We start from the raw sequence: 21,034 nt of genomic DNA, 5'->3' as shown, positions 1-21,034 counted from the left end.
GCCATGCCGCGACAGGAAGGCGGGATTCGGATGAGCCACGCAGCTTTGTTCTTCGACGAAGTCGCGCAGATCGCGCGCGAGATCGATCGTGCCGCGATCGATCGACTGGCTTCGGAGCTGGCGGCGGTGCGCGAGCGGCGCGGCCGCCTGTTCCTGCTCGGCGTCGGCGGCAGCGCCGGCAATTGCAGCCATGCGGTCAACGACTTCCGCAAGCTCTGCGGGATCGAAGCCTATACCCCGGTCGACAATGTCTCGGAGCTGACGGCACGCACCAACGACGAAGGCTGGGACACGGTGTTCGAGGGCTGGCTCGAGGTCAGCAATATCAACGAGAAGGATGCGATCCTGATCTTCTCGGTCGGCGGCGGCGACGCCGAGAAGAACGTCTCGCCCAATCTCGTCAAAGCGATCGATCTGGCCAAGCGGCGCGGCACGAAAGTCTTCGGGATCGTCGGGCGTGCGACCGGCTACACCGCCAAGAAGGGCGACGTGGTGGTCGTGATTCCGGCGCCGAACGCGGCGCACATCACGCCGCAGAGCGAAGGCTTCCAGGCCGTGGTGTGGCACTGCCTCGTCTCCAACCCGGTCCTGCAGCGCCGGGCGACGAAATGGGAGAGTGTGACCGCCACGAGCGCAGCCCCTCGGTGATGGCCGCGGCACCGCGCCGGGCGGTGTTCTTCGACCGCGACGGCACGCTCAACGAGGCGGTGATCCGGGACGGACACCCCTACCCGCCGGCCGGCGTGGCGGACATGATTCTCATGCCGGGCGCGGTCGACGCGCTCCAGCGACTGAAAGCCGCAGGCTTGTTCCTGGCCATCGCGACCAACCAGCCGGATGCGGCCAAGGGCCTGACCTCCCGGGCGACGGTCGAGGCGATGAACCGCTGGCTGACGGACCGGCTGCCGATCGACCATGTCGAGGTCTGCTGGTGCCTTGAGGGGCCTGACTGCAAGTGCTATAAGCCGCTGCCCGGCATGCTCTTTGACGCAGCCGCGCGACACAATATCCGATTGGACCAGAGCTTCATGGTCGGGGATCGTTGGCGCGACATCGGGGCCGGAAAAGCCGCCGGCTGCCACACCATATGGTTGCGCAACGACTATGACGTCCCGCGGGAACGACCCGATCGAATCGTGTGCTCGCTCGCGGAAGCGGCGGACGTCATTCTCCAACAATTCTAGATGAAGGTCTCACGACCGATGGAACCCGTGCCCTCGATCTCCGATCTGCGGATCAAGATTTTCGCCGACGGCGCCGACCTCAACGGCATTCGCGAAATGTACGCCAAGCCCTTCATCAAGGGGTTCACCACGAATCCCACGCTGATGCGCAAGGCCGGCGTGAAGGACTATCGCGCCTTCGCGCGCGAGGCGATCGCGGCGGTGCCCGACCGGCCGATCTCCTTCGAGGTCTTCGCCGACGATCACGCGACGATGGAAGCGCAGGCCATGGAGATCGCTTCCTGGGGCGCCAACGTCAATGTGAAGATCCCCATCACCAACACCAAGCGCCAGTCCTCGGTGCCGCTGGTCGGCCGCCTGTCGAAGCGCGGCGTCGCCGTCAACGTGACGGCGATGTTCACGCTGGACCAGGTGCGCGCCACGCTGGATGTCCTGTCGGCTGACACGCCGGCGATCCTCTCGATCTTCGCCGGCCGCGTCGCCGACAGCGGGCGCGACCCGATGCCGATCATGACCGAAGCGGTCCGGCTCGCGGCGAAGGCCCATCCCAAGGCGGAAGTGCTGTGGGCGAGCCCGCGCGAGGTGCTCAACCTGTTTCATGCCGACGCCTGCGGCTGCCACATCATCACCGTCACCAACGACCTGCTGAACAAGCTGGGCTCGGTGGGCAAGGATCTCGAGCGCTTCTCGCTCGAGACCGTGGAGATGTTCTGGCGGGACGCCGATGCCGCCGGCTACAACATCCCGACGCGGGACGCCGCGCCGGTCCTGGCGAATGGAGCTCGTTCGTGAAGTTCAAGAATGTCCTGGTGACCGGCGGCGCCGGCTATGTCGGATCGCTGCTCGTCCCGCAGCTGCTGGATCTCGGCTATCACGTCACCGTCTACGACATCATGTATTTCGGCGACGACTTCCTGCCGAAGCAGGATCCGGCCCTGCGCATCATCGAGGGCGATATCCGCGACACGGCGAAGCTGGCCAAGGCCTGCCAGGGCCAGGATGTCGTGATTTCGCTCGCCTGCATCTCCAACGATGCGAGCTTCGAGCTGGACGAACGGCTTTCGACCTCGGTCAACCTGGACGCCTTCGAGCCCATGGTGATCGCGGCCAAGCGCGCGGGCGTGAAGCGCTTCATCTATGCCAGCTCGAGCTCGGTCTATGGCGTCTCCGACAAGCCGAACGTCACCGAGGACCATCCTCTGCTGCCGCTGACGCTCTACAACAAGTACAAGGGCATGTGCGAGCCGCTGCTGTTCAAGCATCAGTCGCCCGACTTCGTCTGCGTCACGATCCGGCCCGCGACCGTCTGCGGCTACGCGCCGCGCCAGCGCCTGGATCTCAGCGTCAACATCCTGACGAACCACGCCATCAACAACGGCAAGATCACCGTGTTCGGCGGCACGCAGCTCCGGCCCAACCTGCATGTGCAGGACATGTGCGACCTCTATGAGCTGCTGCTGGAGCTGCCCGACGAGAAGATCGCCGGCGAGACCTTCAATGCCGGCTATCAGAACATGAGCATCATGGACATCGCGCGCACCGTCCGCGACGTGGTCATGAAGGAATTCCCGGACCGGGGCGCCATCGACATCGTCACCACGCCCACCGACGACATCCGCAGCTATCACATCAACTCGGACAAGATCCGCCGCCTGCTGGGCTTCTCGCCGCGCCACACCGTGGAGGACGCGGTTCGCGACCTGTGCAAGGCCTTCAAGGCGAACAAGCTGCCCAACAGCATGACCGACGATCGGTACTTCAACGTCCGTCAGCTGAAGTCCCTGCGCGCCGCATGACCAGGAAGCCTCTGGCCGTCGTCACCGGCGGGGCGGGCTTCATCGGCAGCCATATGGTGGATCTGCTGGTCGAGCGCGGCTTCCGCGTTCACGCGATCGACAATATGGTCGGTGGCCGCGCCGCCAATCTGGCCCAGCATGCCGGTTCCGGCGACGTGGTGCTGGAGACCCGCGACATCCGCGACATCAAGCCGGAGGATCCGTCCTTCCGCGGCGCGCGCTTCGTCTTCCATTTCGCCGGCATCGGCGACATCGTCCCGTCGATCGAACGGCCGGCGGAATACATGTCGGCGAACGTCCAGGGCACGGTCGCGGTGCTCGAGGCGGCCCGCCAGGCGGGCGTGACCAAGTTCGTCTATGCGGCGTCCTCCTCCTGCTACGGCCTGGCAGCGACGCCGACGCGCGAGGATCATCCGATCAACCCGCTCTATCCCTATGCCCTGTCGAAATATCAGGGCGAACAGGCCGGCTTCCATTGGCACAAGGTCTATGGCCTGCCGGTGAATTCGGTCCGCATCTTCAATGCCTATGGCACGCGTTCGCGCACCTCGGGTGCCTATGGCGCGGTGTTCGGCGTGTTCCTACGCCAGAAGCTGGCCGGCAAGCCCTTCACCGTCGTCGGCGACGGCACGCAGCGCCGCGACTTCCTCTATGTCACGGACGTCGCCCGCGCCTTTCTCGCCGCGGCGGAGACCGACCGTGTGGGGACCTTCTGGAATCTGGGCGGCGGCAATCCGCAATCGGTCAACCGCCTGATCGAGCTCCTGGGCGGGGAAAAGACCTACATCCCGAAGCGCCCGGGCGAGCCGGACGTGACCTGGGCCGACATCGGCAAGATCCAGCGCGAGCTGAGCTGGGCGCCGGCGGTCAGTTTCGAGGAAGGCGTGGCCAGGATCGTGGCCACCATCGACTATTGGCGCGAAGCGCCGCTCTGGGACCCCCAGTCGATCGCCAGCGCCACGGAAACCTGGTTCAAATTCATGAAGCAGGCCGGCCGGGAGAACGCATAAGCCATGGATCCACAAAGCCGCAAGCTGGTGAGCCACAAGATCAAGACGGCGCAGGAAGTTGCGGCCATCATCGGCCCCCGCCCGCGCAAGAAACGGGTCATCATGTGCCACGGCACCTTCGATGTCGTGCATCCGGGCCATGTCCGCCATCTGCTCTACGCCAAGAGCAAATCGGACATCCTCGTCGCCAGCATCACCGCCGACGCCCACATCCTGAAGGCGGCCCATCGGCCCTTCGTGCCCCAGGATCTGCGGGCGATCAACCTGGCGGCGCTCGAGGCCGTCGACTATGTCGTCGTCGATCCCAACCCGACGCCGGTCGAGAATCTGAAGCTGATCCAGCCGGATTTCTATGCCAAGGGCTACGAATATGCCGGCGGCCACAATCCGAAGACCCAGGAAGAGATGCGCACGCTCGAGAGCTTCGGCGGCGAGGTGCTCTTCACGCCGGGCGATATCGTCTATTCATCCTCGCGCCTGATCGAGTCCGGACCGCCAGATATCGGCATCGAGAAGCTGATGATGATGATGGAAGGCGAAGGCTTCGGCTTCTCGGAGCTCTATAGCGCCCTGGACAATCTCAAGGGCATCCGGGTCCATGTGGTGGGCGACACCATCGTCGACAGCCTGACCCATTGCAGCATGATCGGCGGGATGACCAAGACGCCGACCATGAGCGTGCTCTATGAGAACAAGGTGGACTATGTCGGCGGCGCCGGCATCGTCGCCAAGCATCTGCGCGCGGCCGGCGCGGACGTGACCTTCTCGACCGTTCTCGGCAACGACGCGCTGAAGGATTTCGTCCTGCAGGATCTGGAGAAGGCGGGCGTCAAGACGCGCGCCATCATCGATTCGACGCGCCCGACGACCAACAAGAACGCCATCGTCGCCCACGATTACCGCCTGCTGAAGATCGACACCGTCGACAATCGCTCGATCTCCGACAAGGTGCTGACCGAGTTCCGGCGCGACATCGCCGAGACCGCGGCGGACATCACCTGCTTCAGCGACTTCCGCCATGGCATCTTCAACCGCATGACGGTGCCGCGCCTCACCGAGGCGATTCCTGCCGGGCGCATGCGCGTCGCCGACAGCCAGGTCGCCAGCCGCTGGGGCAACATCCTCGAATTCAAGGGCTTCGATCTGATCACGCCGAACGAGCGCGAGGCGCGTTTCGCGCTGGGCGATCAGGATTCGGCGATCCGTCCGCTGGCGACGGCGCTGTTCGAGCAGGCCCATTGCAAGACGCTGATCCTCAAGCTCGGCGACCGCGGCGTTCTCACCTATCGCACCCGGCCGCCGGAGGACCTGCGCACCGTGGCGGCGCTCGACAGCTTCGCGAACAAGATCGTCGATCCGGTCGGCGCCGGCGACGCGCTCCTGGCCTATGCGACGCTGGCCTATTTCGCGACCGGAAACGACGTCCTGGCGGCGATCCTCGGCAATATCGCGGCCGCCGTGGAATGCAGCCGCGAGGGCAACGAGCCGGTGACGCCGGACTCCGTCCATCAGCGCATCAAGGAACTCGAGCGGGTCGCCAACCTGGCCTGACCTGGCTGAAGCGAGCGGCTGACCCCGCGCGGATCAGACCCGCTCCATCAGGGCCCGGACCCGCGCCACCACGGCCCCCAATTCGTCGGGCAAGGGCCGGTTGTCGCGCCTGAACGGGTCGCCGAACCAGACGGCATGCCCCTCCCTGATCATCAGGCGATGGATCGCCGTCAGGTCGCGGTCATGCCCGATCGCCCCCAGGCGATCGGCCAGCCCGGCGATCGCCCGGCGCAGCCGGCGCGCGATCGGCCGCGGCAACAGCTCCGCCAGCCTGCCGAGAAATCCCGATCCGAAGCCGGCGGAAAGCGGCAGCGGATAGATCGCGAGCGGCCGGCCGAGGCGGCCGATCTCCATCAGCATCGAGATGCTGTCGCTGGTGACGATGAAGCGATCGGCGAGGCCCAGGAGGGCGCGGTAGGGATTGCGTTCCCCGCCCGGGCTCCAGCGATGCAGCAGCGAGCCCGGCGGCAGCATGCGCTCCAGCACGGCGATGACCGCGTCGGGCGTCCGCCGGCTGGTGGTGACGACGAGCGTGCCCCCTTCACGGGCGGCGAGGTCGGCGATGCCGGCGGCGAGCTGCCGCGCGACCGTCTCGTCGAAGCGCACCGCCTTGGTGCGTCCGCCCACCATGACCGCGATCAAGGGCCGCGGCAGCGGTTCGAGTTCACGCCGCCAACCCTCGGCCTCGGCGGCAATGGCGGCCATGTCGATGCGCTGCAGCGGGAAATTGATCCGCAGCAGGTTGGGCTGCGGCGGCAATCGGTACTGGACCGAGGCGACCGCCAGGTCGAAGCGGTCGAGCATGCGCTTGGGCGGCCCGATCAGGGCGATCCGGGTCCGCCCTCCCGACTGTTCCTTGATCCAGAGCGCCACCATCGACATCCGCCGGCCGATGGTGATGACGAGATCGGGCCAGGGGGCTTCGAGCGGATCGGACTTCGCCGGATCGACATGATGGATCGAGGCGGCGACCCGGGGCTTGGCGTCGGCGAACTCCGGGCGCACCCGAATCTGCTTGGGCTGGCTCGGCCAGGGCAGCGCGTCGGCGACCACCTGCAACTGCGCATTGTCGCCGGTCTTGTCGGACATCAGCAGCCAGACGAGGGGCGACGGACGAGCGCCGGCCGGCATCGACGCGCTGGTCCTGGGGTCTGGCGATGGCATGGGCGATAAAGGGCCTGGCACGATCGAGTCCGGATGGCTGGCGGGCTAAGGCGCGCCGGGAAGCATCGGTGCGGCCGCTGGACCGACCGCATCATGCGGGCCCGAGCGGGCCTTGTGAACAGGATCCGCACCCGACCCGGAGCGACCGAGGAGCGCATAGACCCGTGCCACGGCACGGTCGAGATCCTGCAAGGGGGCCGGATGCCAGGGGCGCGGATCGTCCTGCCCCAGCCAACGCGCCCGATCCAGCGAGACGAAACGGTCCTGGGCCAGCCGGATATCGCGGCTGCGGTTGATCCGCCAGGGCGGCAGGCCGATAGCCAAGGCATAGTGAAGCCCGAGCAGACCCTGATCCTTGAGCTGCGACCAGCGCCACCATTGACGGATGCGCGGATCGCGGGCGCGGGGCCCGTGCATGGCGGCGGGGCCGCCGCCGAACTCGAACATGAAGACGGGCCGGCCGGAGGCGCAGGCTTCGGCCAGCATCGACAGGCTGTCGGCGGTGACGATGAAGCGGTCGGCCAGGGCCAGATAGCCCAGATAGGGATTCTCCGGATCGGACGGGCGCCAGCGATAGAACTTGTGCGGAACCTCGATCGCGCGATCGAGCGCCTCCATGGCGCCGCGGCTGGTGCGCGGGCTGGTGGTCACCAGCAGCGAGCCGCCATGGGTCCGCGCGAAGGCGCTCGCCTCCCGTCCCAGGCGCCGCGCGGTTTCGCGGCTGAACACATAGGGGCCGCTGGAACCGCCCACCACCAGCGCGATCCAGGGATGCGGCAGGTCCGCCAGCCGCGGCCGCCAGACACGGGCGGCCTCGTCGAGCTTGTCGCGCGTCACCTGGTGCAGCGGGAAATCGTTGACCAGCACATGCGGATGCTCGCGCAGCCGGAATTGCGGCGGCGTCACGACCAGATCGAGCTCCGCCGCGGGCGTCCAATAGCGCCCGATCACGACGATGCGGGTGTGGCCCCCCGACTGGTCGCGCACCCATTTGGCCGGCGTCTCGTTCTGGCGGCCGGCCATGATGATGAGGTCGGGCCAGGGCGGCTGCAGCGGGCTCGAGCGGCGCCGGTCGATTCCGGCCAAGGTTCCTTTGCCCCGCAGCGCGTAATAGAGCTCATGCGGCAGGAACTTCATTTCCTTCACGACATAGGGCCAGCCCAGCGCGTCGGCCAGGGCGATGCTCTGCGCGTGATCGCCGGCGCGATGGCATTTGAAGACCCACACGCTCGGCGGCCGATCGAGGGCCGTTCCCGATTCGCCTGCGGTGACGGCGACCCTGGAATCCATGTCGTTCGGCCGTTCAGCCACCGCGGGCAGCATGGGCCAGGCCCGCGGCCCGATCGATCTCGATCTGCCGGCCCCGGCAGAGGCGATTGGTGAGGAGGATGGCGATCGCCGCCAGCAGGAGGCCGACCGGCAGGTCGATCACGTAATGCCAGCGGGCGACGACCGATTCGATGACGATCCAGGCGAAAGCCAGGACCGCCAGCGGCGACACCCACTGCCGCGCCTTGACCGCATAATAGACGATGACGAAGGTGGCGCCGACATGGAGCGAGGGCATCGCCGCCAGCGGCTGCGCGAAATACTGCCCGCCATGCTCCGACACCCAGGCGGCGCCGCCGGCGAGGACCTGTTTATAGACCTCGTACATCGTCAGCTCCGCATTGGTCGCCATCGCGTTCGGTCCCTGCTCGTAGATGAAGGGGCCGACAGCCGGCGCGAACAGATAGCTCAGCGGCCCGATCATCTCGATCAGCAGCAAGCCGATCATGTTGTGATAATGCCAGCGCCGGTTGCCGATCGAATGGGTCAGGTAGGACAGCACGAAGACGGCGAAGAAGCCTGCCTGATACCAGATGTCGACCGCCGGGATGACGCGGGCGCCGAGGCCCCGCAGCCAGGCGAACAGGTCGATCACCGGCCGCAGCGCCTGGTCGATGGCGAAATAGGTCTCGTCATAGAGCGCCGGATTGACGACCGGGATCCACATCTTGATGTTGAAATGGACGTAGATGACGAAGATGAAGAGCGCCAGCAGGTAGTAGTCGTCGAAGATGCGCCGCCCGAAGGCGGCCCAGGACGGGCGATTCGATCGGGCGACCTGCCGGCCGATCAACTGAATCACCAGATAGGCGATCGCGGCGAAGATCGGCGGCGCCCAGTAATTGGCGTCGAGGCCGGGAATCTTGCCCGGGCGGGGTTCGGTGAAGCTGATCCCGTAACGGTGGGCGATGGCGAGCGCGATGGCAAAGAAGCCGAGCACGACCAGGGTGACGACCAGCATGTCGGGCGGAAGCAGCCGCCGCCAGGAGGCCTTGCCCGTCACGACCGGCGACGCCAGGGCTGCGGTGCCGTCGGCCTTCTCCCAATTCACCAGGAACGCCCTTTCCGTGACGATTCATCGAGACTTGTCGCGGCCGCGCGCCCAAGGTCGTCGTCGCCGGCGGGCGCGAGGCGAATCCGGCGGGGAGGCCGGACCGGGCGCCAGACTTACTCGGCCCGCCCGCCCACGGCAAGCCCGCCGCCCGCCTCGGCATCACGGATCCCAAAGCCTGCGGCCGGCGGCCGCAGGGGTCTGAAATTCCTTAATTTTAGGGCCAATTCCGGAATGCCGGCCGGGACCCGAATGTTGCCGGTCAGGGGCGCCTTCAGGTAACACTATCGCCCAGATTTCAGCCGCGCCGACCCGGTGCCGACGGGCCTTGGCGAGGGGTTGAGAAAGCCGTCCGATCGACGGCGCTTCCGGCGATGCCCCCCGAGGGGTCCCCAGGGCCCCCATCACCGGTCCTAATCGACAGGATGACATGTCCAAAAAGCGCAACCATGCCCTGAAGCGTAAGAAGTCCCGGGTGCCGCAGCTCCTGCGCATTGCCGCGGCTGCGCCGCCGCTGAGCAACCTGGTCGTCCTGCTCTGCCTGCTCCTGAGCGGCGTCGCCGAGGGCATCGGCATCGCCAGCCTGATCCCGCTCCTCGCCGCTGCCGGCGACCCCGCCGGCGCCAACCAGAGCGGGCTCGGCAAGTATGTGATGACCGCCCTCGACAAGGTCGGCCTGCCCCACAATCTGCTGATCCTGCTCGTCATCCTGATCGTCGCCATGATCGGCAAGGCGCTCCTGCATATGGCCGCGATGCGCCAGGTGAGCCATGCGGTGGCGCGCGTCGGCACCAATATGAGGATGGGCCTGATCACGGCCCTGCTCGACGCCCGCTGGAGCTTTTTCGTGCGCGAGCCGCTGGGCCGGTTCGCCAATGCCATCGGCTTCGACGCCATGCGCGCCAGCGAGGCTTACAGCGCCGTCGCCAATTTCATGGCGCATGTCATCCAGGCCGCGATCTATCTCGGCATCGCCGCGGCGTTTTCCTGGAAGCTGGCGGGCTTCGCGCTCGCGATCGGCGTCGTCATGATGCTGTCCTTGAGCCGCTTCATCGTCATTTCGCGCCGCAATGCGCGCAAGCAGACGAAGCGGACCACCACCATGATCGGACGGCTGGCCGACGTGCTGGTCGGGCTGAAGCCGATGAAGGCGATGGGCCGCCAGGCGCGGTTCGCGGCGCTGTTCGCCAAGGACATCGCCGCCATCCATCTGTCGATGCGCCGCCAGCTCTCCGCCCGCCATGCCAGCAAGGTGCTGCAGGAACCGGTCATCCTCATCTGCATCGGCGTCGGCACCTACTTCGCCGCGACCTTGTCCACCATTCCGCTGGCCGAGCTGCTGGTGATGGCCGTGCTGCTGGTGAAGACCGTGATGGTGATCGGCAAGGTCCAGGAGGACCTGCAGGCGGTCAGCGTCGCCGAGAGCGGCTACTGGTCCATCTACGATGCCATCGAGGACGCCAAGGCCGCGCGCGAGGAAACCTCGGTCGGCCGGGTGCCCACCCTGAAGAAGGGCATCGAGCTTCGCGACGTGTCGATGGCGTTCGGCCCCAAGCGCGTCATCGATCATGCCTCCTTGACGATTGCGGCGGGCGAAGTGACCGCGGTCATCGGTTCGTCGGGCGCCGGCAAGACCACCATGGTCGATCTGATTCTGGGGCTGCACCAGCCGACCTCGGGCCAGATCCTGATCGACGGCGAGCCGCTGTCCGCCATCGACGTTCAGAAGTGGCGGATGATGGTGGGTTATGTGCCGCAGGAACTGCTGCTGTATCACGATTCCATCATGGCCAATATCACGCTGGGCGAACCCAGCTTCTCGCGGGCCGATGTCGAGCGCGCCCTGAGACAGGCCGGCGCCTGGGACTTCGTGTCGGCGCTCAGCGACGGCGTGGATCACATCGTGGGCGAGCGCGGCGGGCTGTTGTCCGGCGGGCAGCGCCAGCGCATCGCCATGGCCCGGGCCCTCATTCATCAGCCGCAGCTGCTGATCCTGGACGAAGCCACGAGCGCGCTCGATCCCAAGACCGAAGCGGAGATCGTGCGCAATGTGCGCGAGCTCTCCGATCAGAGCGGCATCACCGTCCTGTCGATCTCGCATCAGCCGGCCTGGATGACGGTCGCCGACAAGATCCTGCGGATTCAGGACGGCGTCGTCACCGGGGAGACGCCCTCGTCGCTGCCCAAGGTGGCCTCGCGCTGATCCGCGCGGCGCTAGCGAGCTCGGCGGCTCACGAGGCCCATTTCGGCTTTTCGATATTGATCGTCAGGGTGCGCCGCAGGATCTCCGGGTCGGTGCCGGTGATCGGGCTGACCGAATGCCAGGAGTTGTAGGTCTTCACGAAGAGGACCGCCTGGTTTGGACGGAAGGCGTAGCTGTCGAGCCGCTCGAAATCCGAAAACTGCGCCTGCTCGTTCAGATAGTTGAAGGCGTGCCGGTTGTCCTTCGGACGCAGCACATCCGTGCCGCCGCCGATCGCCTCGTTCCATTCGCCCGGCCGCGCCATCGAAATGACGAGCGTGATGATCTTGTTCGCATTGTCGGTGTGCGGCAGCAGGAACCCGCCGGCCGCGGACAGCATCGAGAATTCAAAGCGCGCGTTGAGCGGGATGTCCTTCCGGTTGCCCGGAAAGAGGCGCCGCAGCCGGCGCAGGCCCCGCAGCGGCTTGCCGTCCAATCCCAGATCGATGTAGCGCTTCTGCAGCGCTTCGAGCACGCTCGGGATGAAGCCGTCGCCCTTCACCCAGCTATGGAACTCGCGCCAGGTCGGCTGGGCGCGGACATAGTCATGATAGTTCTTCGGGTTGAACTTCTCCGACAACACGTATTTGTTGCCGAACTTCGGCATATGCAGGAACAGCTCCTTCGGCGGGAAACTGGCGACGAGGTGGTCGTAGGTACCCTGCTCCATGAGCGGCTGGGCGAGCCCGATCGGAAAGGGCTCGTAGCGCATCTGCAAGCTGTCGAGGTTGAAGAACATAGGGCCTGCGGCGGAACAACGACGTGTCGGAGGAAGAGGGCGCTGAGATTATCGCATCGGTCAGACCCGTTCCACAGCCATCCGCTCCGCCGGGCCGGCGCCACCATCCGTCGGAAGACGCCCGCTGCGCCGCTCTGGCGCGGCATTTCCGGATTTAAGTCCCCGCCGCCGCGGCGTTCCGTCACGGCGTTCTTCCCGCGCCCGGCGCGAGGCGTCACCCCCGCGCCAGTCTGCGCCTGCGAGCCCTCGCCCGCCCCTGGCGCCCACAGACTCGACCGAGTACTCTCCCAACCGCTCAATGGGTGGGGGAGCGTGAGTCGGCGTGAAGATCTTAACCGACGGGCGGCAATGGCCGCCCAGCCTGTGGCGGAAGATTCAATTCGGGGTTGCGCGTTGGCTGCGGCGTGCCTTGCGTCCGGAGGTCGAGATCCGGGCCGGTGGGAAGGTCTATCGCTTTCGCTGCGACGGCGATCGCGACCTGCGTCGCTGCCTGAGCGCCCTCGTCAAGGAACCGGGAACCTGCGCCTGGATCGTCTCGGAAGTGAAGCCGGGCGAGGTGTTCTACGATATCGGCGCGAATATCGGGCTCTACACCGTCATGGCGGCCCAGCAGGTCGGACCGTCCGGGCGGGTGTACGCTTTCGAGCCGCACGGCGCCAATTTTGCGCGCCTGGTGGACAATATCGACGCCAACGATCTGGCCGGTTCCGTCAGCCCCTGCAGTTTCGCCCTGAACGACCGCAGCGGGCTCATCCCCTTCAACTACATCTCGCTGACGATCGGTTCTTCCAACAGCCAGCTCGGCTCTCTCCGCGATGGCGAAGAGAAGGAGTTCCGCCCGGCGCTGTCCGAACCCAAGGCCGCCATGGCGCTCGACGATCTGATCGCCAGTCACGATTTCCGTCCGCCCCACCATCTGAAGCTGGATGTCGACGGCAACGAGTTGCTGGTGTTGCGCGGCATGACCCGGACCTTGAAAAGTCCGAACCGGCCGCGCTCGATCCAGATCGAGGTCAATCTCCGGGGCAAGGCCGAGATCTTCGATTTTCTGTCGACCCATGGCTATGCGCTGGTGGACCGTCATTACACGCGTTCGGGGCTGAGAAAGATCGCGGCCGGCGGGGACCCCGAGGCCTATGCCTACAACGCGATCTTCCGGCCGACGTCGGGCTGAGGCCGCGGCCTCACGGGGCCCGTGCCAGGACCTCGCCGAGCGCAGCCATCTCCTGCGGATCGAGATCCGAAACCGCCCAGACCTGCAGGCCGCCGACGCGCCGACGAATCAGGTTGAGGCCTTGGCGCATCAGCGGCGCACTTGCCTCGCCGGCATTCGTCGCCGCCCCCGTTGCGTCATCCGGCAGCACATAGAGATCGACGACATGCTGGCCATGCTTATAGACCAGCACGGCCACCCGGCGGCCGCCGACATAATCGACGCGTCCGCCCAGCAGCTCGAAACCCTGTGACGACAGATCGAGCGCCGGCGGCGACACCTCGACGCGTCCCGCGAACCAGGGCCGCACCGTATGGCGATCGGACGAGGGCACATCCACGCTGTTGGTCGCCGCCAAGGCCCGCAAGTGACTGGACACCAGGTCGTGCAGCAGGAGCTCGGTCGAGGTCGCGCCGACGTTCGGCCCCATCAGGCTGCGCGTCACCCCGACGCTGAGACTCGCCACCAGCAGCAAGGAGGCCGCCATCGCCACCCATCGCGGCAGGGACCGGCGTTTCGCTGGCGCCGGAACTGCCGGCGCGGCCGCGGGCTCGGCTGCCGAGGCGTGGATCCGATCGCGCAGGCTTTGCGGTGCGGCGTAGCGCGGCAGCGCACGTTTCATGCCCTCGCGCAAGGCCTGGAGGGCCGCCATCTCCCGGCTGCAGTCGGCGCAGCCCGCGACATGGGCCCTGACCGTGGCGGCGGTGCCCTCGTCGAGCTCGCCGTCGAAGCAGGGCTGAAGCAGCGTGGCAGCGGTTCTGCAATCCATGAGCGCCCTACCTTCCCTGCCGCGCGGCCCAGGCGCGCTTCAGCATCTCGCGCGCCCGCGCCAGCCGGGACATGACGGTTCCCACGGGCACCTCGAGCAGATCCGCGATCTCGCGGTAGGAAAGCTCTTCCATCTCGCGCAGCAGGATGATCTCCCGGAAGCCCGCCGGCAACGCTTCCACCAGCTCGGTCAGCATGGAAGCGCATTGCGACCAGTGCGCCAGTTCCTCGGGGCTGCGGCCGCCATCGGCCGGGAGATCGCCGTCGCCCGACGTCATCACTTCTTCGAGCGACAGGGGCGAACGGGCGCCGCTCGTCTTGGCGACCCAGGTCAGATAGGTCGTGCGCACGATCGCGAGCCACCAGGCGCGCGCGTTGCCGCCCTCGAAGCTGTCGGCATAGCGGACCGCGCGCAGGAACGCCTCATGGACGATGTCGGCCGCGTCCTGATCGCTGCGCGCGAGCCAGCGCGCCAGGTTATAGGCAGCATCCAGATGCGGCAGGATCAGCCGCTCGATGCGGCCGGCCTTGTCCGAGGAAGGCGCCTGACTTTCGTCCCTGAAGGGCGGGTTCATGGGCGGCGACTCTATGTCACGCGCCCACGGGGGGCCATATGAACCGCGCATCGAACCGCCTGCGCCCACCTTAAGACCTTGCAATGTTCCGGCTGCCCAACCCACCGTCCGCCCTCATGGCCGGCGCACCTTGACGATACCGGTCATGTAGGGATGCAGGCTGCAGAGATAGGCGTAGTCGCCCTCCTTCTCGAACACGAAGCTGTATTCGTCTTCGGTGTCCATGCCGGTCGAGCCGAACAGATGGTCGGCCGAGACCACGCTATGCACCATCTCGTCGTGATTGACCCAGACGACCCTGGTCCCCGGCGCCACGGTCACCTCGGCGGGAACGAAGCTGTAGTTGCCGATCTCGATCGTCACGGTGTCGGCGGCCGATGCGGCGACCGGCAGGACGGCCGAGGAACCGAGGCCGAGAATCAACAGGAGACCCGCTATCCGCGCCCCCGCCATCCCCATCATCATTCTGTCTGCGATCGAAATGCGCGTTGTCTCGCGTTCCATGGCCGAGCTCAGACCGTGCCGTCGAGGGGCGTGTCGATCGTCGCCAGTGTCTTCGTCCCCGGAACGACATTGATGCTGCGCGTGCCGAGGAGCTTGCCGAGTTCGGCGGCATCGACCTTGAGCGGTCCCGGTGCCGGAGCCTCGCCCGGCTTGGGCTGCGGATAGGCGGTGGACATGGCCGTGTGGAACGTCACATTGCCTTCGACCTTCTGGATCACCTGATGGATATGGCCGTTGAGGACCGTGACCGACCCGAAGCGCTTCAGCGATGCAAGGGCCTGCGGCGCGTCGGCGGTGCCCCAGCCCCAGGGCTCATAGACGGTCCAGAGCGGAATGTGGGCGAAGACCACGATGGGCGTGCTGGCCGACTGGCCGGCAAGATCCTTCTCCAGCCAGGCGAGTTGCTCCGCCCCGAGCTTGGTCATGGCTTTCGGCTGGAAATCGGTGACATTCACCAGGCCCACGAAATGCACGCCGTTCTGGTCGAAGCTGTACCAGCCGGTCTGGGCGCTCTCCTGGCCGAAAGCCTTGAGGAATCCGGTCAGGCCGTCGTCGAGCGCATCATGCTCGCCCGGCACGAAATGGATGCGGTCGACCTTCATCTCCTGAAGCAGCTCGCGCGCCTGTCCGAACTCATCGGGCTTGGAGAGATGAGAGACGTCACCGGTATGGATCGCGAAAGCAGGCCGCGGATCGAGGCGGTTCACCTCGCCGATGGCGCGCCGCAAGGTGCCGGCGACATCCGGATTGGCCTCCTTGTTGAAGCCGATATGGGTGTCGGAAATCTGGACGAAGGTGAAGGCGCCGGCCGGCAGCTGGTCGGCGCGTGCTTCGCCGATGAGGCCGAGGCTGCGGGGAACGCCACCGGCCAGGGTCCAGAGCAGCCCGGTACCGGTCCAGGCCATGCAGCCGAGCATTCGGCGGCGCGTCAGGTCAGGCGATGAATTTTCCGCGACAGTCTGCGACGCGAACGACGTGTCCTGAGATTTGCGCATGGGATCGTTTCTCCTTTCGAGCGGAAGGGACCCCATGAGGACCGCGGCGACGTGCGTTCTATTCCCCCGAAGGAGGTCTCGTCACGGAAAGGTGATGGAACTTTCCGGCGTCCGTCGCATGGCGATGGAACGCCGTTGGCGAGACGTCATTCACCGGTCGTCCAATCAGACTAAGCGCAGGGGATTCTTCATCTTTCCGAGGCGCGCAGGAGCCACAACTTTGCCCCTCGCTGAGGCTGCGCGGCGACCCTTACGATGCATCGCTATCCTACTGACGTAACAAGTATTTCTTGGTTGCCCCCGGCGTTGGCAGAGAGCTGGACAAGGGGGCTCTGCTAACGCGTCGGTGCAGGCGACGGCCGACGCCGGTCTTGGCGCTTCCAAGGCCCGATTTGCCGTCGCGCTTTTCGGTCATGAGGCGCCGCTGAAGAGGGGGAGCTTTGGTACGCAGCTTGGCCTTGGTGATGGCGTTGACCATCGGTGTCGGGATTTCGCTCCAGGCGATCGCCGCGTCGAACGATCTGATGTCGAGCGAGCCGACAAAGACGACCACCCCGGCAAAGTCGAGCGATGCCGGACCGACCACCGAGGAAAACTCGGCCCAGGACGACACAAGGCCCCAGAAGAGCATGCTGAGCGTCGATAGCAGCACCGCCACTCCCTCCGACGTCGCTCCGGTGCAGATCGCCGATGCCGCCTCCGACGCTTCGGGCCCGGTGGTTTCCAGCGACTATCAGCAGCCGACCTTCTCGACGGCCTACGAGGAAGTGCCGCGCGACCAGACGGTGCGCGAGCGGCCGCGCCCGGAAGTGGATGCGCTGGGAGTTCATCTCGGCGGGTTCTACGCCTATCCGTCGGTCCGCACCTCCGAGATCTACGACGACAACATCTTCGTCACCCCATCCGACAAGCGCGGCGATTTCATCACCGAGATCGCGCCGGAACTGTCGCTCGAATCGAACTGGAACAACCACGCGCTCAATTTCGACGCCGGCGCCGCGGCCGGCTACTATGCGAGCCATACCGGCGAGGACTATGTCGACTACCATTTCGGGGCCGACGGGCGTCTCGATTTGACGCGCGACGACCAGCTCTCCGCCGCCTTCACCTATCGCCACGCGCATGAAGACCGGTCTTCGCCCGACGACGTCCAAGGCAAGACCCCGACGGAATATGACCTCTACCACGGCGAAATCGGCGACCAGAATCGCTTCGGCCGCTTCACGCTGAAACTGGACAGCCAGCTCAACCGCTACAAATATTTCGATGACGAGGCCGAAAACGGAACCACGATCGACAACAACGATCGCGATCGCATCTCCTCGCTGCACAGCGTCACGCTCAGCTACGAGATCGTGCCCGACTACGATGCCTATGTGCGGGCGTCCTACAACCGGCAGGATTACGACAGCCAGCAGGACAACCAGGGTTTCGACCGCAGCTCGCAGGGCTTCGAAACGGTGGTCGGACTCGCCATCGATCTGGGCGGCGTGACCCGCGCCGACATCTTCGCGGGCTATCTGACGCAGTTCTATCAGGACTCCGAATTCGACACCGTCTCGGGACCCAGCTTCGGCGGCTCCCTGATCTGGAATCCGACCGGCCTCACCACCGTGACCGCCACGGTGTCGCGGACCCTGCAGGAAACCACGCAGGCGGGAGCGGCCGGTTATTTCTCCACCGATGCCCTCATCAATATCGACCACGAGCTGCTGCGCAATCTCCTCCTCAACGCCTTCGGCGGCTTCATCAACAACAACTATGAAGGCATCAGCCGCAACGACGATATCTGGACCGGCGGCGTCGGTGCCGAATATCTGATGAACCACTATGCGTCGATCGACCTCAAATACCGCTACGACACCCGCGATTCGAGCGAGAGCGACGAGAACTACGAGCGCAATCTGATTCTGCTGAGCCTCGACCTGAAACTCTAACCGACGGATCGGGGACGGTCCGTCGACATCGCGACGGACCGCCCCGCCGCCCCTGCCGGGAGATGACCGTGCTGAACCGTCTGCATATCCGCCTTTCCGCACTTGCCGTCCTGGGCCTGGCGATGATGCTGTCGGGCCACGTCGAGGCCGCGAACGATCAGTATCACCTCGGGCCCGGCGACAAGGTCCGGGTGACCGTCTTCGGCGACGACCAGCTGAGCGGCGAGTTCCAGGTGGACGCCAACGGCGCGATCGCGATGCCGCTGATCGGCGAAGTCGATGCGCATGGACATACGACGTCCGAGCTGGCCGCCGCCGTCGCCGAGAAGCTTTCGAAGGATTACCTGAAGGATCCCAAGGTCAGCGTCGAGGTGATCGACTATCGCCCCTTCTACATCCTGGGCGAAGTTCGCAATCCCGGCAGCTATCCCTTCGTGAACGGCATGCGGGTGATGAACGCGATCGCCTTGGCCGGCGGGTTCACCTACCGCGCCCGCGAGGGGCATATGAAGATCAATCGCGATATCGACGGCCAGGTGCAGGAGCTCGAGGCGGATCAGACCACGGTCGTCCTCCCGGGCGACGTGATCGAGGTCCCCGAACGCTTCTTCTGATCGGGATCGGTTGTTTCAACGCGGCCAGGCGGGAAGCTGGATCGCCAGACGCGAAAGGAAATCTATCATGGCGGACACGAGACTGCTTGTCCCCCGGCCCATAGAGCCGCCGCAACTCTTGGCCCCGGACTGGGCCCAGTCCAGCGGGCCCGATCTTCAGGAGCTGTTCCGACGGATCTGGCGCCGCAAGCTCATGATCGCGACCATCGCGGTCGGCTGCACCCTGCTGACCGCGGCCGCGCTGTTCGCGATTGCGCCGCGCTATACCGCGACCGCGCAGGTGATGCTGGACCCCTCGCAATCGAAGCTGCTCGATGCCAACCAGGCGCTGGCAGGCCTGTCGCCCGATACCGAGGCGGTCAACAGCGCGATCGCCGTGGTGCAGTCGCGCGACCTGGCCGATCGGGTGATCGACAAGCTCGAGCTGATGCGCGACCCCGATTTCAACACCGCGCTCGAGCCGCCGACCTGGTTCTCGAGCCTGCTCGATCCGCATACCTATCTCCCGGCGGATTGGGCCGATAGCATCGCCAAGCTGCTGTCGAACGATGCGGGCAGTCCGCCCGACGAGGTGCGTCGCAACCATAATCGCGTGGTCGAGGCTTTCCTCAAGCGGCTCGACGCCGGTGCGGCCGGCGAGTCGCGCGTCGTCAGCGTGAGCTTCCAGGCGGAAAACCCTCGCACGGCCGCCAAGATCGCGAATGCGATCGTCGAGGAATATATCAGCAGCGGCGTCGAGCAGCGCACCGCGTCGAGCAAGGAAGTCAATGTCTGGCTGACGCAGCAGCTCGATACCTTGCGCGAGCAGGTGGTCGCGGCCGATCAGGCGGTCGAGGATTATCGCACCAAGAACGGCCTGATCGAAAGCCGCGGCGACACGCTGGCCACACAGGAGTCGGCCGAGCTCGGCACGCAGCTGGTCATGGCCCGCACCGACCGCGCCGCCGCCGAAGCCAAGCTGCAGCAGGTGCAGTCGCTCCTCAATTCCCCGCAAGGGACCGAATCCGCCGGCGCCGTGCTGCAATCGCCGCTGATCCAGGGCCTGCGCGCGCAGGAAGCGCAGGTCGAGCAGACCATTGCCGATCTGTCGCAGACCTATGGCGAACGCCACCCGAAGATCCTGGGTGCGAAAGCGCAGCTGGCCGATTTGCAGGGGAAGATCCGGCAAGAGATCGGCCGGATCGTCAAGGACTACACCAACGAGGTGGCCGTCGCCCGCGCCCGGGAAGTCTCGATTTCCTCGAGCCTGGAGCAGACCCGCAGCCAGGTCGCGAGCCAGAATCAGTCCGACGTGCATCTGCGCTCGCTGGAACGCGAGGCCGATGCGAGCCGGACCCTCCTGGAGAATTTCCTCGCGCAGTATCAGCAGACCGGCAGCCAGCAGAGCTTCAAGCAGCCGGACGCGATCATCATCTCGCATGCCAGCGAGCCGGAGAAGCCGTCCTTCCCGAAGAAACGGATCCTGCTGGTGCTGGCCCTGGGCGCCTTCGGCATGCTGGGCGTGCTGATCGCGCTGCTGATCGAGGAATTCGACCGGGGCTTGCGCAGCCTGGGACAGGTCGAGCGTGTGCTGGGCGTGCGCGGCCTGGGGCTGATCCCGACCGTGCAGACCTGGCTGGGCCGGTTGCGCAAGCCCGAGGACTATGTCGTGGAGAAGCCGGCTTCGGCCTTGTCCGAGGCCTTGCGCAGTCTCCATACCGGCATCGCCCTCTCGGCACGCTCGGAAGTCGCGCGCACGGTGATGTTCGCATCCTCGCTGCCCAAGGAAGGCAAGACCTCGCTGGCGCTCTCCTATGCGCGCGTGCTGGCCCATGCCGGCAAGAAGGTCGTGGTGGTCGATTGCGATCTGCGCCGTTCGGCGCTCTGCCGCCGGCTGGGCTTGCGGCGCAAAGCCGGACTTTCCGACTATATCCGGGGCACCGCCGAGCTCGACGACATCATCCATCCCGATCCGCGCTCGACCGCCCTGATCGTGCCGGCCGGTACGGCGCCGGCCACCAGCGCCACCGACATCCTCGCTTCCGAGCGTCTCGCGGCTTTCCTGCGGGCGCTGGCCGAGCATTACGACATGGTGGTGATCGATACGCCGCCGGTGCTGGCAGTTTCCGACACGCAGCTGTTGAGCCGGCTCGTGGACAAGACCGTCTTCGTCGTGCGCTGGGAAAAGACCCGGGCCGAGACGGCCGCCCTCGCGGTGCGTGCGCTGCATGACGCCGGCGCCGACATCGCGGGCGTGGTGCTTTCGATGGTGAACCTCAAGCGCCATGCCCGTTACGGCTATGGCGACGCCGGGTCCTATTACGCGGAGCTGCGCCGCTATTATGTGGGTTGAGGCCGTCTTACCGATCGATACCGGCGCTTG

The 21,034-nt window shown here is 66.0% G+C and carries 20 protein-coding genes; 11 read left to right on the top strand and 9 right to left on the bottom strand.

Translation table 11 applies throughout. The features are described from left to right. The first annotated feature begins 30 nt into the window (after positions 1 to 30). From FRZ44_RS01715 to FRZ44_RS01690, 6 genes are read left to right on the top strand one after another with little or no spacing between them, the layout of a single operon-like run. The gene (locus FRZ44_RS01715) at positions 31 to 648 is read left to right on the top strand and encodes an SIS domain-containing protein (RefSeq protein WP_151175549.1); all 618 of its coding nucleotides are present in this window, start codon (positions 31 to 33) and stop codon (positions 646 to 648) included. After that, the gene (locus tag FRZ44_RS01710) at positions 648 to 1,184 is read left to right on the top strand and encodes a D-glycero-alpha-D-manno-heptose-1,7-bisphosphate 7-phosphatase (RefSeq protein ID WP_151175548.1); all 537 of its coding nucleotides are present in this window, start codon (positions 648 to 650) and stop codon (positions 1,182 to 1,184) included. The genes FRZ44_RS01715 and FRZ44_RS01710 overlap by 1 nt, the downstream gene beginning before the upstream one ends. Next, a complete protein-coding gene (locus FRZ44_RS01705) occupies positions 1,185 to 1,976 on the top strand; it encodes a transaldolase (protein WP_225308503.1) in 792 nt (263 codons plus the stop codon). Continuing rightward, the gene (locus FRZ44_RS01700; protein WP_151175547.1) at positions 1,973 to 2,980 is read left to right on the top strand and encodes an NAD-dependent epimerase/dehydratase family protein; all 1,008 of its coding nucleotides are present in this window, start codon (positions 1,973 to 1,975) and stop codon (positions 2,978 to 2,980) included. Before FRZ44_RS01705 ends, FRZ44_RS01700 begins: the two co-directional genes overlap by 4 nt. Then, complete coding sequence (locus tag FRZ44_RS01695; protein ID WP_151175546.1) at positions 2,977 to 3,990, top strand: NAD-dependent epimerase/dehydratase family protein; 1,014 nt, start codon at positions 2,977 to 2,979, stop codon at positions 3,988 to 3,990. Before FRZ44_RS01700 ends, FRZ44_RS01695 begins: the two co-directional genes overlap by 4 nt. A gap of 3 nt (positions 3,991 to 3,993) precedes the next feature. Beyond that, positions 3,994 to 5,541 carry a PfkB family carbohydrate kinase gene (locus FRZ44_RS01690; RefSeq protein ID WP_151175545.1) on the top strand — a complete coding sequence of 516 codons (1,548 nt, stop codon included), beginning with the start codon at positions 3,994 to 3,996 and terminating at the stop codon, positions 5,539 to 5,541. A 33-nt stretch (positions 5,542 to 5,574) separates the two neighbouring features. Here the strand turns inward: FRZ44_RS01690 and FRZ44_RS01685 are convergent, their stop codons facing one another. The 3 genes from FRZ44_RS01685 to FRZ44_RS01675 form a co-directional block, all read right to left on the bottom strand. Further along, on the bottom strand, positions 5,575 to 6,672 hold the full coding sequence (locus FRZ44_RS01685) for a mitochondrial fission ELM1 family protein (protein WP_191908362.1): 1,098 nt from the start codon (positions 6,670 to 6,672) through the stop codon (positions 5,575 to 5,577). A gap of 78 nt (positions 6,673 to 6,750) precedes the next feature. Beyond that, positions 6,751 to 7,995, bottom strand: a complete 1,245-nt coding sequence (locus FRZ44_RS01680; protein WP_191908361.1) for a mitochondrial fission ELM1 family protein — start codon at positions 7,993 to 7,995, stop codon at positions 6,751 to 6,753. Between the two features lie 13 nt (positions 7,996 to 8,008). After that, on the bottom strand, positions 8,009 to 9,085 hold the full coding sequence (locus tag FRZ44_RS01675) for a phosphatase PAP2 family protein (protein ID WP_151175542.1): 1,077 nt from the start codon (positions 9,083 to 9,085) through the stop codon (positions 8,009 to 8,011). A 430-nt stretch (positions 9,086 to 9,515) separates the two neighbouring features. Between FRZ44_RS01675 and FRZ44_RS01670 the strand changes: the two genes are divergently transcribed. Then, positions 9,516 to 11,288, top strand: coding sequence for an ABC transporter ATP-binding protein (locus tag FRZ44_RS01670; protein WP_151175541.1), 1,773 nt, complete (start codon positions 9,516 to 9,518; stop codon positions 11,286 to 11,288). 28 nt (positions 11,289 to 11,316) lie between these two features. Here FRZ44_RS01670 and FRZ44_RS01665 read toward each other — a convergent pair whose 3' ends face one another. Beyond that, a complete protein-coding gene (locus FRZ44_RS01665) occupies positions 11,317 to 12,066 on the bottom strand; it encodes a 2OG-Fe(II) oxygenase (protein ID WP_151175540.1) in 750 nt (249 codons plus the stop codon). A gap of 322 nt (positions 12,067 to 12,388) precedes the next feature. Between FRZ44_RS01665 and FRZ44_RS01660 the strand changes: the two genes are divergently transcribed. Then, complete coding sequence (locus FRZ44_RS01660; protein ID WP_151175539.1) at positions 12,389 to 13,240, top strand: FkbM family methyltransferase; 852 nt, start codon at positions 12,389 to 12,391, stop codon at positions 13,238 to 13,240. Between the two features lie 10 nt (positions 13,241 to 13,250). Here FRZ44_RS01660 and FRZ44_RS01655 read toward each other — a convergent pair whose 3' ends face one another. The 5 genes from FRZ44_RS01655 to FRZ44_RS26940 form a co-directional block, all read right to left on the bottom strand. After that, positions 13,251 to 14,048 (bottom strand): anti-sigma factor family protein, encoded by a 798-nt coding sequence (locus FRZ44_RS01655; RefSeq protein ID WP_151175538.1) that lies wholly within the window; start codon positions 14,046 to 14,048, stop codon positions 13,251 to 13,253. A gap of 7 nt (positions 14,049 to 14,055) precedes the next feature. Beyond that, positions 14,056 to 14,622, bottom strand: coding sequence for a sigma-70 family RNA polymerase sigma factor (locus FRZ44_RS01650; protein WP_151175537.1), 567 nt, complete (start codon positions 14,620 to 14,622; stop codon positions 14,056 to 14,058). Between the two features lie 114 nt (positions 14,623 to 14,736). Continuing rightward, entirely contained in the window at positions 14,737 to 15,126 is a 390-nt protein-coding gene (locus FRZ44_RS01645) for a cupredoxin domain-containing protein (RefSeq protein ID WP_225308502.1), read from the bottom strand. An 8-nt stretch (positions 15,127 to 15,134) separates the two neighbouring features. After that, positions 15,135 to 16,121: a metallophosphoesterase family protein gene (locus tag FRZ44_RS01640; protein WP_151175536.1), complete on the bottom strand. Its 987-nt coding sequence runs from the start codon at positions 16,119 to 16,121 to the stop codon at positions 15,135 to 15,137. 268 nt (positions 16,122 to 16,389) lie between these two features. Next, a complete protein-coding gene (locus FRZ44_RS26940; protein ID WP_191908360.1) occupies positions 16,390 to 16,773 on the bottom strand; it encodes a hypothetical protein in 384 nt (127 codons plus the stop codon). Here FRZ44_RS26940 and FRZ44_RS01635 point away from each other — a divergent pair. The 3 genes from FRZ44_RS01635 to FRZ44_RS01625 all read left to right on the top strand — a co-directional run bounded on the left by FRZ44_RS01635 (position 16,751) and on the right by FRZ44_RS01625 (position 21,004). Beyond that, the gene (locus tag FRZ44_RS01635) at positions 16,751 to 18,058 is read left to right on the top strand and encodes an outer membrane beta-barrel protein (protein WP_191908359.1); all 1,308 of its coding nucleotides are present in this window, start codon (positions 16,751 to 16,753) and stop codon (positions 18,056 to 18,058) included. The two genes, FRZ44_RS26940 and FRZ44_RS01635, sit on opposite strands and share 23 nt — an antisense overlap. A gap of 62 nt (positions 18,059 to 18,120) precedes the next feature. After that, positions 18,121 to 18,672: a polysaccharide biosynthesis/export family protein gene (locus tag FRZ44_RS01630; protein ID WP_151175534.1), complete on the top strand. Its 552-nt coding sequence runs from the start codon at positions 18,121 to 18,123 to the stop codon at positions 18,670 to 18,672. A 67-nt stretch (positions 18,673 to 18,739) separates the two neighbouring features. After that, the gene (locus FRZ44_RS01625) at positions 18,740 to 21,004 is read left to right on the top strand and encodes a GumC family protein (protein ID WP_151175533.1); all 2,265 of its coding nucleotides are present in this window, start codon (positions 18,740 to 18,742) and stop codon (positions 21,002 to 21,004) included. Positions 21,005 to 21,034 lie beyond the last annotated feature (30 nt).

The sequence above is a fragment of the Hypericibacter terrae genome (assembly GCF_008728855.1).
Taxonomy (GTDB): domain Bacteria; phylum Pseudomonadota; class Alphaproteobacteria; order Dongiales; family Dongiaceae; genus Hypericibacter; species Hypericibacter terrae.
The sequence above is the reverse complement of the archived record's forward strand: the minus strand, read 5'-3'. Positions and strand labels throughout refer to the sequence as shown.